This window comes from Rhodobacterales bacterium HKCCA1288 (assembly GCA_015693905.1).
Lineage (GTDB): Bacteria > Pseudomonadota > Alphaproteobacteria > Rhodobacterales > Rhodobacteraceae > M30B80.
In genome coordinates this window covers 1,664,233-1,677,703 of the sequence record CP065161.1, presented here as the reverse complement: position 1 = coordinate 1,677,703, position 13,471 = coordinate 1,664,233, and the positions used below count along the sequence as shown (strand labels likewise).

Below are 13,471 nucleotides of genomic sequence, written 5' to 3'. Positions count from 1 at the left end.
ATGAAGCTTTCCACCTCAGAGGCGGCGCGGTTTATCACCCGCCCCGATACAGGGGCGGCAGGCGTTCTGATTTATGGGGCAGATGCGATGCGGGTGGCGATTAAGCGCCAAGACCTGCTTGCCAATCTTTTGGGGCCAGATGCCGAAGGCGAAATGCGCCTTACCCGTATGATGGGGGCATCTTTGCGCAGTGATCCTGCGGCTCTTTTGGACGCGATTAAGGCGACAGGGTTCTTTCCAGGCCCGCGCGCTGTCTTTGTCGAAGATGCAACAGATGCCGCCGCCGCCGCAATCACAAGCGCCATAAACGAATGGGCTGCAGGTGACGCCCAAATCATTGTGACGGCGGGGCAACTGACACCACGCTCGGCGCTGAGAAAATTGTTTGAAACCCAAAAATCGGCTTTTTGTATCGCCGTTTATGATGATCCGCCCAGTCAGGCTGAGGTCGAGGCCGAATTGAAAAAGGCGGGGCTATCTGCAATCGCGCAAGATGCCTCTCGTGACTTGGCCGCCCTCGCCCGCGCGCTTGATCCTGGCGATTTCAGGCAGCTCTTGGAAAAGCTAGCCCTTTATAAACTAGGCGATGAGAGCCCTCTCTCTTCGGCGGAGGTGGCAGCATTGGCGCCTGCCACGATTGATGCGGAGATTGACGAAATCTTACACGCCGCTGCCGAAGGCGCCCATGCGCGTGTTGGTGCCCTGATGGCAAGGCTTGGTGGTCAGGGGGTCACGGCGGTTGCACTTTGTATCGCGGCCTTGCGCCATTTTCGCACGCTCCATATGGCCGCCTGTCATCCACAGGGGCCAGCGGCTGGGTTTTCCCCGAAAACAGGGGTCTTTGGCCCGCGCAGGGATCGCATGGTCAAACAAGCGCAGGCTTGGGGCGTTACACGCCTTGAGGATGCGGTGCAAAGCCTGATCGAGACGGATTTGACCCTCCGCTCAAGTTCACAAGCCCCGCAATTGGCAGTGATGGAGCGCAGTCTCATCCGCTTGGCCATGATGCCGCGCAACGCCCGCTAGGCTGCTGCACGCGCCGCCCAAAGGCCCGTAGCAAAACAGGCTGTCAGCAAATAGCCACCCGTAGGCGCATCCCAATCGACCATCTCGCCGATACAATAGACATTTGGTAGGGCGCGAAGCTGCAAAGTCTCGTCTAGCGCAGACCATGCGACCCCGCCCGAACTAGAGATTGCGCGGTCCAATCCAAACGGGCCGCTATGGGGGATGGGCAAGGCTTTGATGCGCTCTGCCAACGCTTTCGGCGCAGTGGGCAGGGATTTGCACATTTCGAACAAAACTGCGCGCTTTGCCCCGTCTATCCCAAGGGATTTGCGCAGGATATTCGACAAACTGTCCTTGCGCCTGCCCCCTTTCTCAAGACGCGCCGCAACATCGTCCAGACTGCGGTCAGGGCAGAGGTCAAGGCTGAGCATCGCCCCCTCTCGCATCTCGCGCGAGAGGGCGTAAACCCCGCCGCCCTCAATACCTTTGGCGGTGATCACGATCTCACCCGCCACAGATTTTTCGCCCACGCGCAAGATCAAGGATTTGAGCGGATGACCAAAATGCGGGCGCATATGGTCTGACCATTTGATATGAAACCCCATATTCATTGGCTGAAACGGAACCGTTTCGACCCCGCGCGCGCTCAGATATTCAAGCCATTCGCCGCGCCCGCCTAAATTCGGCCAGCTTGCCCCCCCAAGGGCCAAGAGTGTTGTGGTGGCTGTGATCTCGCGCGGCCCTTCTGCTGTAGAAAAACGAAACGCCCCGTCTGGCCCCCATCCATCCCATGTGAAATTGCGCCAAATCTCCACGCCTCGCCCGCCCAAGCGCTGCAACCAGGCGCGCAGCATGGGTGAGGCTTTCATCGCCTTGGGGAATACACGCCGTGAGCTGCCTGTAAAGATCGGCTGCCCTAATGTATCGCGGGTAAAGCGTATAACTTCTTCAGGGCCAAACGCGCGGATCATCGGCGCAAGCGGCGCAGCCGAAGGCCCATAGGCCGCAAGAAACGCCTCAAGCGGTTCGTCCATTGTGAGGTTCAACCCTGACTTTCCCGCCATGAGAAACTTACGCGCAGGGGAGGCTTTGCCCTCCATCAAAACAACCCGCCGCCCAGCATGGGCCAAATAATCGGCAGCCATCAGCGCGCTCGGCCCCGCGCCGATGATCATCACGTCCAATGTGATAGGGTCGCGTCCGCCCGTCATGCCGTGCCGTCAGGGATCATCGCCTTGATGGCGCGCAGCACCTCGGCTTTGCCCGAAATCGCGGCTTCGGCCATATTTTGCGCCTCCTGCCAAAGCGCCTCTTGCGGCACGATCTTGTCAATCAGCCCAAAGGACAGGGCCTCTTTTGCGGTAAATTTTGCGCCTGACAGCAGCAGCAATTTTGTGCGCGCAGGGCCTATGAGCGCCGTCAGACGTTTGGGGTCTGAGGGCTGCGGCAAAAACCCAAGCTTTGCGACTGGGTAAAAAAATGAGGCGCGATCAACGCTGAGGCGCAGATCACAGGCCAATGCCATCCCCATAGCGCCGCCTGCCAATGTGCCATTCAGAGCCGCAATCGTCAGGCAGGGCAGCGCGGCAATCGCGCCTGACAACGCCTCCCACAGGGGCGAGTTGGCCAGACCCGCGCGGGCCGCGTCCAAATCCGCACCCGCACAAAAGACCTTTTCGCCCGCCCCTGTAATAACCAACGCGCGCAAGTTTGGGTGCGCCTGTGCCTGTTTGGCGATGCTGACCAAGGTGGCAAGCATATCTTCGGTCAGGGCATTCGCTTTGTCGGGACGATCAAGCGTCACGCGCCACAGCGGTGCTTGGCTTTGGGGCATGCTTTCTGGGAAACTCTCTAACCTGATCATCGCAAAATTCCTTTTCGCCTCACACAAGCCCCAGTTTGCTCCGCAAAGCGGGATCGCGCAGGCTGATATCTTGGCCCAGATGCCCATCCGCTTCGGATGTGGTCATCTACAAGAGCGCGCGCGCCACCCAATGCGGCGCGATATGGTCAGCCCAATCAATCTGCGACACGGGGTTCATCCCACTTGCCCGAATATCGCGTTGCATCTGCGTGGCGACAGTCCCCGGTGACAGCCCAAGCGCACGGATACCTGCATCACGATATTCCAAATCAAGGCTTTGTGTCAGCATCGCCACAGCCGCTTTTGACGCACAATAGGCACTCCACCCCTCATAGGCATTTTTCGCAGCCCCTGACGAAATATTGATGACGGTGCCTACGCCGCGCGCCACCATATCGGGCAAACAGGCCTGTGTGGTTGCAAATAACCCTGTGACATTCACCCGCATCAGATTATCCCACGCTTGCAAATCTGCCTCCCCCATGCGGGCGATGGGCGCAATCAGCGCGCCATTGTTGATCAAGATATCAATGTGGCCAAGCTCGGCTTTGATCTCGTCAAAGAGCGGGGCAATCTTGCCTATCTCACCTAAATCACAGGGATAGGCCCGCGCCCCTTCACCGATTGAGTTTGCCACGTTTTTTAAATCCGCCCCTGAGCGCGCCAATAATGCAACTTTTGCGCCTGACTGCGCAAAGAGCGCGGCCGTTTCTGCCCCAATCCCACGGCTTGCGCCTGTGATTGCAACGGTTTTTCCCGATAGGTCGGTTTCAAAGAGATGAGACATGATCGCGGGGCTTTCTATTTCTTGGGCAGGCGGATCGGCGCTTGACCTTAAGCGCAGGGGACGAAACATTGGGACATACTGTCGGTGTCGCCGTTGGGCCTGTGAATGTCAAAGATGAATTCAAAATATATTTGGCGTCCAGCTCTATCTTTGGCTTTTGTCCTGTCCTCTCTGCCTGCCTTTGCACAAAGCCTCGCGCCCGTTGACATGGCGCTTGAGACCTTCCGCGAAATCGCCGCAGATGCAGGGCATGAGTTCCGCTTTGACGCGCCACAGGTAATCGGCACACAGGTGTTGATAGAGAACCTGCAAATTATCGAAGTGGATGATCCACATTCGACCGTAGATACAAGCATAAGAACGGCCCGCGCTTTTTTTGCCCTAAACGCGGAAGGTGATGTGGTGATCACGCTGCCTGAGGCGATTGTGATCGCGCTGACCCCTACAGAACGGCCCGCGCGGGATCTGGTGGTGGATCTGCCTGCATTGCCTGAGGTGACGGTGCAAAGTGCAAACGGCATCACGCTAACGTGGGATGCAGAAACAGAAGAATTGGCCTTTCAGGCTTTGGGCGGCGTGTTGATCCAAGCGGGTGAATTTGCCCTGCGCAGCAGCACTTTTGAAGGACAATCTGTATTTTCGGCAACACCCATTGCGCATCGTTTTGGCCTTGGCACAGTGCAAGGCGCAATCGCGGAAGGGGCTTTGGCCCAATTCGCGCTTGAGGGGGCTGCGCTTACCCTTGATGGCTGGGGCGAGACAGCTTCACTTGGGTTTGAGGCGGCCAATGGACTGGTGGCCACCGATCCGATTTCTGCTTTTGCAAAGCCGATGGGGCTGGATCAAGCAGGGCGGCTTGGCTTCGCGCTTGGGGCGGGCAATCTCAGCTACAGGGAAACAGACGAAAGTCTTGGCGCAAGCCTCAGCACCGATAGCGTGCTTTTGGGGGCCGAATTTGGCGAAGATATTCCCATTTTGTGGCGCATTGGGCCAAGCCGCTTGGCCGCTAATCTGCCATTATTGAACCGTGAGGGCGGGCCGTTTGCCATCACACTGTCGGTGGCAGATGCCATGCCCGAACCCCCCGTTTGGGATTGGATAGATCGCGCAGGTCTTTTGCCCCGCGAAACTGGTGCGATTGATCTCGATCTTGCAGGTGATCTGGGGCCTGCCCCCGAAACGGGAATGCGTCTGCCTTTGTCATTGGCTCGGCTGCAAATCAACAGGGCCACCCTCACGGGTGCAGGCCTTGATTTCCGTGCGACAGGTGGGCTTGATCTGACATCTGGCGCAGGGCCATCGCGGGTGGATATCAGCGCGCGCGGCCTTTTCACCTTTCTAGAGGCGATGACCCAGTCGGGCCATCTTGATCCAAGCCAATTTGCGATGATCGCAGGCGCAATTGACCTTTTCGCCACCCGAACCGAAGGCCAAGATCAGCTTGAAAGCGCAATTGATCTGACCCAAGAGGGAAAGATCATGATTGGCGGAATGCCTTTGCAATAAAGGTTAAGGGTTCTTGCGCTGCGTCCTTGCAGCGCTTAGGTCACGCATAGCCCCTGACGGGCTGTTTTGGCCAGAAAGGATGCTTTGCGATGACAGACAGCCCTTCGAACACAGCGGCGCTGCGGGATCTGGCGGAACAGATTTTGGACATTGCCAAATCTGCGGGTGCGGATGCGGCAGATGCGATGGTGGTGCAAGGGATCTCGCAAACAGTGAGCTTGCGCAATGGCGCGTTAGAGCAGGCAGAACGATCCGAGGGCACGGAAATGGGCCTTCGTGTCATGGTGGGCCAACGGCAGGCTTGTGTTTCGGCAGCAGATTTACGCCCAGACACACTACGTGACATGGCCGCGCGCGCGGTGACTATGGCGCGGCTTGCCCCCGAAGACCCAACCGTTGGCTTGGCCGATCCCGCGCAACTCAGCTCAATGCGCGATGCATCAGGTCTTGAGTTGAGCGATGACGGCGCGGCACCTCTGCCCGCCGAGATGGAGGATGAAGCCCGCCGCGCCGAGGCTGCGGCCCGCGCCGTTGCCAAAGTCACCCAAATTCAGTCCTCAAATGCAGGCTACAGCCACCGCACGATCTTTCTTGCGGGCAGCAACGGGTTTGCAGGCGGCTACGCCCGCAGTGATTATGGCCTTTCCTGCGTGGCAATTTCAGGGGAAGGCACAGGCATGGAGCGGGATTACTACGGGGATGGCCGTATTTTCCGCAGTGATCTGATTAGCCCCGAAGAAATAGGGCGCGAAGCTGGGATGCGTGCTGCTGCGCGCGCAGGGGCGCGGAAGCCAAAAACAGGGAAATATCCCGTTTTCTTTGATGAACGTGTCTCCTCAACCCTCATCGGTCACATCTTGGCCGCGATCAATGGCAGCGCGATTGCACGCGGGTCGAGTTGGTTGCGCGATGCATTGGGTGAGGCGGTTTTGCCTGTTGGGTTTGATCTGCTGGAAGACCCTTTGCGCAAGCGTGCAGGCGGCTCGCGCCCCTTTGACGCCGAAGGTTTGGCGGCACAAAAGCGCGCCTTCATACAAGATGGCAAACTGGCCTCATGGGTGCTTGATCTGGCGACTGCGCGAAAATTGGGTCTGGAAAGCACCGCCAATGCCGCGCGCGGGCTCACTAGCCCGCCTTCGCCAAGCGTTGGAAATCTCGCCTTGGTCGGGCCAAAGGTCGAACGTGAGACGCTGTTGCGTGAGATGGGAACGGGGCTATTGGTGACATCCTTGATCGGCAGTTCCATCAACCCAACCACAGGGGATTATTCGCGTGGCGCGTCAGGGTTTTGGGTTGAAAACGGCGAAATCACCTATGCGGTCAATGAATGCACCATTGCAGGAAATTTGCGCGACATGCTTGGCACGATCCGTGCAGCAAATGATGCGCGCTCGCATCTGTCGCGGGTTATCCCCTCGCTTCTGGTAGAGGAGATGACGCTTGCAGGGGCCTGAGCGGCAAGATCGCGAAGATCTGACCCTATTGGTAGAAGCGGCCCGTGCCGCAGGCGAGATTGCCCTGCGCTATTGGCAAAATGACCCCAAGGCGTGGGAAAAATCCGAAGGGGCAGGCCCCGTCACAGAAGCGGACTTGGAAATCGACAAGATGTTGGCGCGCGATCTTCAGGCCGCGCGTCCCAGTTACGGGTGGTTGTCGGAAGAAAGCCAAGATGACCCCGCCCGTCTGGCCGCGAAGCGGGGTTTCATCATTGATCCCATCGATGGCACCCGTGCCTTTATGGATGGCTCTGGTGATTTCTCGCATGCATTGGCCGTTGTGGAAGATGGGCTCGTGCGTGCGGCGGTGGTCTATCTGCCTGCTGTCGGCAGGCTTTATGCCGCTGCGCGCGATGGGGGGGCGCTGTGCAATGAAACGCCCTTGCGCATTTCAGGTCATGCCGAAGAAGCGGGCGCGCGCATCCTGACCACCAAGGTCAATTTTGAACCGCGCTATTGGCCACATGGCGCGCCACCTGTGAGCCGCCATTTTCGTTCCTCTCTCGCCTATCGTTTGGCCCTTGTGGGCGAAGGGCGCTATGATGGAATGCTGACCTTTCGCCCAACTTGGGAATGGGACAGCGCCGCAGGCAGTCTTATTGCCGCCGAGGCAGGTGCCAAGGTCTGCGACCGAGAGGGGCAGGATTTGCGCTTTAACCGCCCCGACCCGCGAAGTGCGGGCGTTTTTGCAGGATCACGCGCCTTGGTGGATAAATTCATGGCGCGGCTTTCGGGTCAAACTGGCTTGACCGCCTGAGCCAAAACCTTAGGGTGCGCGCAGGTTTTCAAGGCTTCTTGTTAAGGAAATAATCTATGGCACAGCGTCTGCATTTGGTGTTCGGGGGCGAATTGGTCGACCCTGCCCGCACGGAGTTTCGCGATGTGAACGATATTCATATCGTGGGAATTTTCCCTGATTATGACAGCGCCTATAACGCATGGAAATCTGAAGCGCAGCGCACAGTAGACAATGCGCATATGCGCTACTTCATCGCCCATTTGCATCGCCTGCGCGATGAGGAACAGGCCAATTCCGCGCAAAGCGAGTAAGGGATTGCATCGGATGCGGTCACGCTCCTTGCTGCTTTGGCTTTATCTTCTGTTTTCGCGTCATGCTACGGGTTTGGCGGAACGGATTTTGGCGGGCCGTTTGGCGCGCGGCAAAGAGGACGCAGCGCGTATCAATGAGCGGCGCGGTATTGCCAGTCAAGCGCGGCCCGATGGGCCATTGGTTTGGTTTCATGCGGCCTCTGTCGGCGAGGCGCTTTCCCTTCTTGAGCTGATCCGCCGTATCCGTGAAGAGCGCGAAGATCTCACGATTCTGGTTACGACAGGCACCGTGACATCTGCGGCTGTCATGGGGCGGCGTTTGCCTGCTGATGTAATCCATCAATTCGTGCCTTTGGATATTATAGGTTTTGTTCAATCTTTTCTGAACCATTGGCAGCCAGACCTCGCCATCTGGACAGAGTCCGAATTGTGGCCTGCCATGATCGTTGAGACGCATCGGCAAGGATGCCCGATGATGTTGCTCAATGCGCGCATCTCGCAAGGGTCAGCGCGCAATTGGCGGTGGTTGGGCGGAATGGCCCGCGCGCTGCTGTCGCGCTTTGATTTGGTGCAAGCGCAAGATGATCTGACCGCCTCTCGATTGCGGTGTTTGGGCTTGTTGCCATCTCGCATCGAAGTGACAGGCACCCTCAAGGAAGGTGCGGCGGCGCTTCCGCATGATGAGGCGCAGCGCCAAGATCTTTCGCAGCGCCTTGGCACCCGCCCCGCTTGGGTGGCGGCCTCCACCCATGCGGGCGAAGAGGACTTGGTCTTGGCCGCGCATCGGGCCGTGTTGCGGTCAAACCCGCGGGCCATTCTGTTGCTCGTGCCACGCCATCCTGAGCGTGGCGCAGATATTGCGAAACTCTTAGAAAGCGATGGCTGGACATTTGCGCAGCGCAGCACTGGCGCTCTGCCTGATCGCGACACCCAAGTGTATCTTGCCGATAGTTTGGGCGAGTTGGGCCTTTGGTATCGACTTGCCCCGATTTCCTTTTTGGGGGGCTCTTTGGTTGATATCGGGGGCCATAATCCATTTGAACCTGCGGCCCTTGGGTCGGCCATTCTCTATGGGCCATATGTCAGCAATTTCACCGATATTTTCGATCGCTTGCAGGCGGTCGATGCCGCGCGGCAGGTGCGCGATTCCGAAAGCCTCGCCCGTGCAGTGGATGAGTTGATGAACCCAGAACGGGCAGCCGCTATGGCCAATGCCGCATGGGAAGTATCCTCAACAGGGGCTGCGGTGACGGATCGTGCCCTCAATGCTATCCTAGAGCGGTTGGAACAACGCGAAGCGGATCAGCGCAATGCAAGCACCTAGATTTTGGTATCGCGCGCAGCCTAATGCAGTGGCCTATGCCTTGCGCCCACTGAGCGCGCTTTATGCGGCAGGCACGGCGCGCAAATTGGCAACAGGCGCTCGGACGAAACTTGGCGTGCCTGTGGTCTGTGTTGGCAATTTGACCGCAGGCGGAACTGGGAAAACGCCCACAGTGATTGCCCTATGGGAAATCCTAGCAGGGCTTGGCGCCACCCCCCACATCCTCAGCCGTGGGTATGGTGGAACACTCACCCAAACAACACGCGTAGACCCGACCCGTCACAGCGCAGCTGACTGTGGTGATGAACCCTTGCTTTTGTCAGCTTTTGCGCCTGTATGGGTGGGCCAAGATCGTCTGCAAAGTGCCAAATCGGCCATTGCGGCGGGGGCCGATATTTTGATCCTTGATGACGGGTTTCAAAATGCAAGTCTGGCTTATGATCTGTCCTTGATTGTGGTGGATGCCGCGCGTGGATTTGGCAATGGTCTGGTCATCCCCGCAGGCCCGCTGCGTGAGCCGATTGCAACAGGCCTTGCGCGTGCGGATTTTGTTCTATCCATTGGCGAGGCAGATCAGCAGGCGGCGTTTTCAATGCGCCATCCAGACCTTCCTTGCCCCCATCTTACGGGCCATCTGGCGCCGTTAAATATGGGGATGTCCTTCCAAGATATGCCCGTTTTGGCCTTTGCAGGGATCGGTCATCCTGAAAAGTTCTTTGCCACATTGCGCAAAATGGGGGCGCGTATATTGCGGGCTGAGGCCCTCAGCGACCACCAACCTTTAAGCGATGCCTTGATGGCGCGGATTTTGCGCGATGCGCAAAGCCTTGGGGCGCAGCCTGTCACAACCGAAAAAGATGCGGTGCGCCTGCCTGATGCGCTGCGGCGTGAGGTGTTGACGGTGCCCGTGCGCCTGCGATTAGACCAAGACCACGCTTTGCGGGATCGCCTTAGCGGGATTTTTTCGAAAAGCCCGTGATACTATCATCCTCGCCCAATTTTGGCGCGGGACGTTCAAGCGCCAAATCAGCCCCCGAAAAATGAAAAGGCGGCCGCGTGCTTGGCACGCCCTCAAGATCAAGGCGAAACCCGCGCGCCACGGCCTGTGGATCGGCGAAGGTTTCTGCAAGTGAATTGATCGGCCCCGCAGGCACAGATTTCACTTCGCACGCCTCCAATAGGGCAGATTTGCTGAAGCTGCGCGTCTTAGGTTCAAGCGCGGCGTTCAGGCTGTCACGGTTCTTCACACGATCTGCATTGGTGCGATATCGCGGATCCTGTCCCAACTCCGCACAGTCCAAAATCTCGCATAGTTTTTGAAATTGCCCATCATTGCCAACCGCGATGATGATCCAGCCATCCGCGCATGGAAAGGTTTGATAAGGCGCGAGATTGGGATGGGCATTGCCCATACGATTGGGGGCTTGCCCCGTTGCTAAATAATTCATGGCTTGATTGGCCATCATCGCGGTCGCGGCATCAAAAAGCGCCATATCAATATGCTGCCCTTGGCCTGTGCGCGCGCGCATATGTAACGCTGCCAAAATGGCGTTTGAGGCATAAAGACCTGTGACAATATCCGTAACGGCAACGCCAACCTTTTGGGGATGATCCTCGGGGTCGCCTGTGACAGACATTAGGCCAGACATGCCTTGGATGATGTAATCATAGCCCGCGCGATGCGCATAAGGCCCATTTTGGCCGAACCCCGTGATCGAGCAATAAATCAATGCAGGGTTTTCGCGGGCCAGACTTGGGTAATCGAGGCCAAATTTGGCCAAGCCACCAAGTTTGAAATTCTCAATCAAAACATCCGCTTCGCGCGCCAAAGCAATCACGCGATCGCGGTCTTTGGCAGATTTAAAGTCCGCGATGATGGATTTTTTGCCGCGATTGGTGCCATGAAAATAAGCCGCGCTTTCATCCCCCTCACGAGAGATAAAGGGCGGGCCCCAATGGCGCGTATCATCACCATCGGGGCTTTCGACCTTGATCACTTCGGCGCCCAAATCTGCCAAAACCTGCCCTGCCCATGGCCCTGCCAAAATACGGGCAAGCTCTAGAACTTTGACACCTGCAAGGGGGGTGCTGTTCATTGGTTACGGGCAAGCGCGTCTTCGATCCGCGCCGCGATGTCCTCATAGGCCATATTGCCATACAGCGTGCCATCAATGACCAAGGCGGGTGTGCCCTCAATCGGATATTCTACGCGATTGGCTTCGTAATTATCGATCATGGCCTGCGCGGTTTCGGCATCCTGCATGCAGGCGTCCAATTCTGCATCCGTCAAACCCGCAGAAAGACCTATGCGCCGCAGATTGCCCGCGATGGTCGCAGCATCACCTTGGGTCCATTCCCGCTGCGTGCGGTAAACAATATCGGCCACGCCAAAATAGCGCATTTCGCCTGCACAACGCGCCACCATGGCCGCCCACAAGCCTGGGCGGTCAAAGTAAACTTCACGATAAACCAATCGCACTTTGCCTGTTTCAATGTAATCGCGCTTTAGCTGAGGCAAAACTTGTAGGTGAAAAGTGGCGCAATGCGGACAGGTGAATGAGGCATATTCGATCAACTCGACAGGCGCATTCGGATCACCAAGAGCAAAATCCACAATCTCAGGGGCGGCGCTTGCGTCTTGAGCCATACCAAATCTGGGAAGGGCGGATACAAAAGCCGCTGCGGATGCTGCGATCAAGGCCTGTCTGCGATCCATAATATTCTCTCTCTGTAAATTAGGATGTCTGTTTTCTTATGACGCGCTGCGCCAGACGTTCAAGAGCATCGCGCAACCCCTCATCGGTGATGTGCGCTGCGGCGGCCTTGGCCTTGGCGTTCACGATTTCTATTGCCTCTTGGGGCAATTCTGACCGGGGGCGTGGTGCGATGAAGTCACGCGCAAGGCTCTGTCCCGCCGTTTGGGTCAAGGATATTTTGGACACAGCATTATAACCATAAGCCGCGTTTACCTTTGTTCTGATATCTTCTTTGCGCATCTCAAGAATTGGGGCATGCGCCCCGCTCGTCAAAAGCACTAAGGTGGCTCCAAACCCATCACGCCCATGCGAAAGTTTTACAGGGCGCGCGATATCTGCAATCTCAGGCCCCATGATCTCCCGCCACTGGGTGATCAGCCGTGCCTCTGCGAAACCACGCCGTTCTGCGGGGCTTTTTATTTGCGCCATAACAAGCTTGGCCGCGGGTTCAAACCCACGGTTACGGCGGCTTGCCTCTTTGGGCGGGATATGATCGCTTGCTTTTCTCATCTGCGGGTCAATTTAGGGGGTATGAAACAGATTGACCAATCAAAACCGAAGACAGGGTGATAAAGCTTGCGTGACGAGATTGAAATAACGGATGACCTCTCGCGTGACTTGTTGGCGTGGTATGATGACCATGCGCGCGATATGCCGTGGCGGGTCGAGCCCGCGGCGCGAAAATCAGGGCAGCGGCCAAACCCATACCATGTGTGGTTGTCTGAGGTGATGCTACAGCAAACAACTGTGGCGGCTGTGCGTGACTACTTTACCAAGTTCATCTCTCTCTGGCCTCGGATTGAGGATCTTGCCGCAGCGCAAGATGCGGATGTCATGGCGGCTTGGGCGGGGCTTGGCTATTACGCAAGGGCGCGCAACCTGCTCAAATGCGCGCGCGTGGTTACTGATCAACACGCGGGGATATTCCCGACAACCGAAGAGGCGCTTTTGACGCTTCCCGGAATTGGCCCTTACACCGCAGCTGCGATCGCGGCGATTGCCTTTGACCGCCGCGCAGTCGTCATGGATGGCAATGTCGAGCGTGTCATGGCGCGCCTCTTCGCCGTGGAAACCCCGCTGCCCCGTTCAAAGCCAGTGTTGAAAGCCCATGCCGGCGCCCTCACCCCTGCGCAGCGGGCGGGGGATTACGCGCAAGCCGTCATGGATTTGGGTGCCACGATTTGCACACCACGCAGCCCTGCCTGTGGCATTTGCCCGATCATGACCCAATGCGCCGCCCGCAAAGCGGGCATTGCGGCGGACTTGCCACGCAAGGAGCCAAAACAGCCCAAACCAACGCGGGTTGGTCATATTTACTTGGCCTTTCGGCCCGATGGTGCGGTTTTGGTCGAGCAACGCCCCGAAACGGGTCTTTTGGGGGGGATGCTTGGCTTTGTCACCAGCCCTTGGGTGGGGGTGGATCATCCCGCGGCGCCCATTGTGGCGGCGCTTGCGCCTCCCGTTGAGGGCGAATGGCAGGACACGGGCCAAGAGGTGCGCCATACCTTTACCCATTTTCACCTGCGCCTGCGCGTGCATCTGTGCCATGCCTCTAAAAACGCGAGCCCGCAGCAAGGTTATTTCCTGCCCCGCGCCAAGTTCCGCGTTGCGGATATGCCAACAGTGATGCGCAAAGCGTTTGACCTTTGCCGCATCGACTCGCGGCCTTCACCCTGAGTC

13 protein-coding genes and 1 pseudogene are annotated in these 13,471 nt (G+C 57.7%); 8 read left to right on the top strand and 6 right to left on the bottom strand.

Annotated features, from left to right (window positions below):
• The gene (locus tag I3V23_08230) at window positions 1–1,026 is read left to right on the top strand and encodes a DNA polymerase III subunit delta (protein ID QPI84584.1); all 1,026 of its coding nucleotides are present in this window, start codon (window positions 1–3) and stop codon (window positions 1,024–1,026) included.
• Here I3V23_08230 and I3V23_08225 read toward each other — a convergent pair.
• From I3V23_08225 to I3V23_08215, 3 genes and pseudogenes are all read right to left on the bottom strand, one after another.
• On the bottom strand, window positions 1,023–2,192 hold the full coding sequence (locus I3V23_08225) for a TIGR03862 family flavoprotein (GenBank protein ID QPI86757.1): 1,170 nt from the start codon (window positions 2,190–2,192) through the stop codon (window positions 1,023–1,025). The genes I3V23_08230 and I3V23_08225 overlap by 4 nt on opposite strands.
• 23 nt (window positions 2,193–2,215) lie before the next feature.
• Window positions 2,216–2,842, bottom strand: coding sequence for an enoyl-CoA hydratase/isomerase family protein (locus I3V23_08220; protein ID QPI86756.1), 627 nt, complete (start codon window positions 2,840–2,842; stop codon window positions 2,216–2,218).
• A gap of 49 nt (window positions 2,843–2,891) precedes the next feature.
• Window positions 2,892–3,659: pseudogene (locus tag I3V23_08215) on the bottom strand (SDR family oxidoreductase).
• A gap of 105 nt (window positions 3,660–3,764) precedes the next feature.
• Here I3V23_08215 and I3V23_08210 point away from each other — a divergent pair.
• The 6 genes from I3V23_08210 (at window position 3,765) to I3V23_08185 (ending at window position 10,014) form a co-directional block, all read left to right on the top strand.
• Window positions 3,765–5,165, top strand: coding sequence for a DUF2125 domain-containing protein (locus tag I3V23_08210; protein QPI84583.1), 1,401 nt, complete (start codon window positions 3,765–3,767; stop codon window positions 5,163–5,165).
• Window positions 5,166–5,254: 89 nt separating this feature from the next.
• Window positions 5,255–6,619, top strand: a complete 1,365-nt coding sequence (locus tag I3V23_08205; GenBank protein QPI84582.1) for a TldD/PmbA family protein — start codon at window positions 5,255–5,257, stop codon at window positions 6,617–6,619.
• Window positions 6,606–7,418 (top strand): 3'(2'),5'-bisphosphate nucleotidase CysQ, encoded by an 813-nt coding sequence (locus I3V23_08200; protein ID QPI84581.1) that lies wholly within the window; start codon window positions 6,606–6,608, stop codon window positions 7,416–7,418. The genes I3V23_08205 and I3V23_08200 overlap by 14 nt, the downstream gene beginning before the upstream one ends.
• Window positions 7,419–7,474: 56 nt before the next feature.
• The gene (locus I3V23_08195) at window positions 7,475–7,711 is read left to right on the top strand and encodes a DUF4170 domain-containing protein (GenBank protein QPI84580.1); all 237 of its coding nucleotides are present in this window, start codon (window positions 7,475–7,477) and stop codon (window positions 7,709–7,711) included.
• Window positions 7,712–7,724: 13 nt separating this feature from the next.
• Window positions 7,725–9,035, top strand: a complete 1,311-nt coding sequence (locus I3V23_08190) for a 3-deoxy-D-manno-octulosonic acid transferase (protein ID QPI84579.1) — start codon at window positions 7,725–7,727, stop codon at window positions 9,033–9,035.
• A complete protein-coding gene (locus tag I3V23_08185; protein ID QPI84578.1) occupies window positions 9,022–10,014 on the top strand; it encodes a tetraacyldisaccharide 4'-kinase in 993 nt (330 codons plus the stop codon). The genes I3V23_08190 and I3V23_08185 overlap by 14 nt, the downstream gene beginning before the upstream one ends.
• Here the strand turns inward: I3V23_08185 and I3V23_08180 are convergent.
• Genes I3V23_08180 through I3V23_08170 form a run of 3 tightly spaced genes read right to left on the bottom strand, consistent with a single transcriptional unit; the run spans window position 9,986 to window position 12,301 of the window.
• Window positions 9,986–11,131, bottom strand: a complete 1,146-nt coding sequence (locus tag I3V23_08180) for a CoA transferase (GenBank protein QPI84577.1) — start codon at window positions 11,129–11,131, stop codon at window positions 9,986–9,988. The two genes, I3V23_08185 and I3V23_08180, sit on opposite strands and share 29 nt — an antisense overlap.
• On the bottom strand, window positions 11,128–11,751 hold the full coding sequence (locus I3V23_08175; GenBank protein QPI84576.1) for a DsbA family protein: 624 nt from the start codon (window positions 11,749–11,751) through the stop codon (window positions 11,128–11,130). The genes I3V23_08180 and I3V23_08175 overlap by 4 nt, the downstream gene beginning before the upstream one ends.
• Before the next feature lie 19 nt (window positions 11,752–11,770).
• The gene (locus I3V23_08170; protein ID QPI84575.1) at window positions 11,771–12,301 is read right to left on the bottom strand and encodes a DUF721 domain-containing protein; all 531 of its coding nucleotides are present in this window, start codon (window positions 12,299–12,301) and stop codon (window positions 11,771–11,773) included.
• Between the two features lie 66 nt (window positions 12,302–12,367).
• Here I3V23_08170 and mutY point away from each other — a divergent pair, with 66 nt between their 5' ends.
• Window positions 12,368–13,468 (top strand): A/G-specific adenine glycosylase, encoded by a 1,101-nt coding sequence (gene mutY / locus I3V23_08165; protein QPI84574.1) that lies wholly within the window; start codon window positions 12,368–12,370, stop codon window positions 13,466–13,468.
• Window positions 13,469–13,471: the final 3 nt, after the last annotated feature.

Bases quoted from the DNA above. Each gene is read 5' to 3' on its own strand.
- I3V23_08230 (QPI84584.1), top strand. From the start codon at position 1: ATGAAGCTTTCCACCTCAGAGGCGGCGCGGTTTATCACCCGCCCCGAT.
- I3V23_08220 (QPI86756.1), bottom strand. From the start codon at position 2,842: ATGCCCCAAAGCCAAGCACCGCTGTGGCGCGTGACGCTTGATCGTCCC.
- I3V23_08210 (QPI84583.1), top strand. From the start codon at position 3,765: ATGTCAAAGATGAATTCAAAATATATTTGGCGTCCAGCTCTATCTTTG.
- I3V23_08205 (QPI84582.1), top strand. From the start codon at position 5,255: ATGACAGACAGCCCTTCGAACACAGCGGCGCTGCGGGATCTGGCGGAA.
- I3V23_08195 (QPI84580.1), top strand. From the start codon at position 7,475: ATGGCACAGCGTCTGCATTTGGTGTTCGGGGGCGAATTGGTCGACCCT.
- I3V23_08190 (QPI84579.1), top strand. From the start codon at position 7,725: ATGCGGTCACGCTCCTTGCTGCTTTGGCTTTATCTTCTGTTTTCGCGT.
- I3V23_08185 (QPI84578.1), top strand. From the start codon at position 9,022: ATGCAAGCACCTAGATTTTGGTATCGCGCGCAGCCTAATGCAGTGGCC.
- I3V23_08180 (QPI84577.1), bottom strand. From the start codon at position 11,131: ATGAACAGCACCCCCCTTGCAGGTGTCAAAGTTCTAGAGCTTGCCCGT.
- I3V23_08175 (QPI84576.1), bottom strand. From the start codon at position 11,751: ATGGATCGCAGACAGGCCTTGATCGCAGCATCCGCAGCGGCTTTTGTA.
- I3V23_08170 (QPI84575.1), bottom strand. From the start codon at position 12,301: ATGAGAAAAGCAAGCGATCATATCCCGCCCAAAGAGGCAAGCCGCCGT.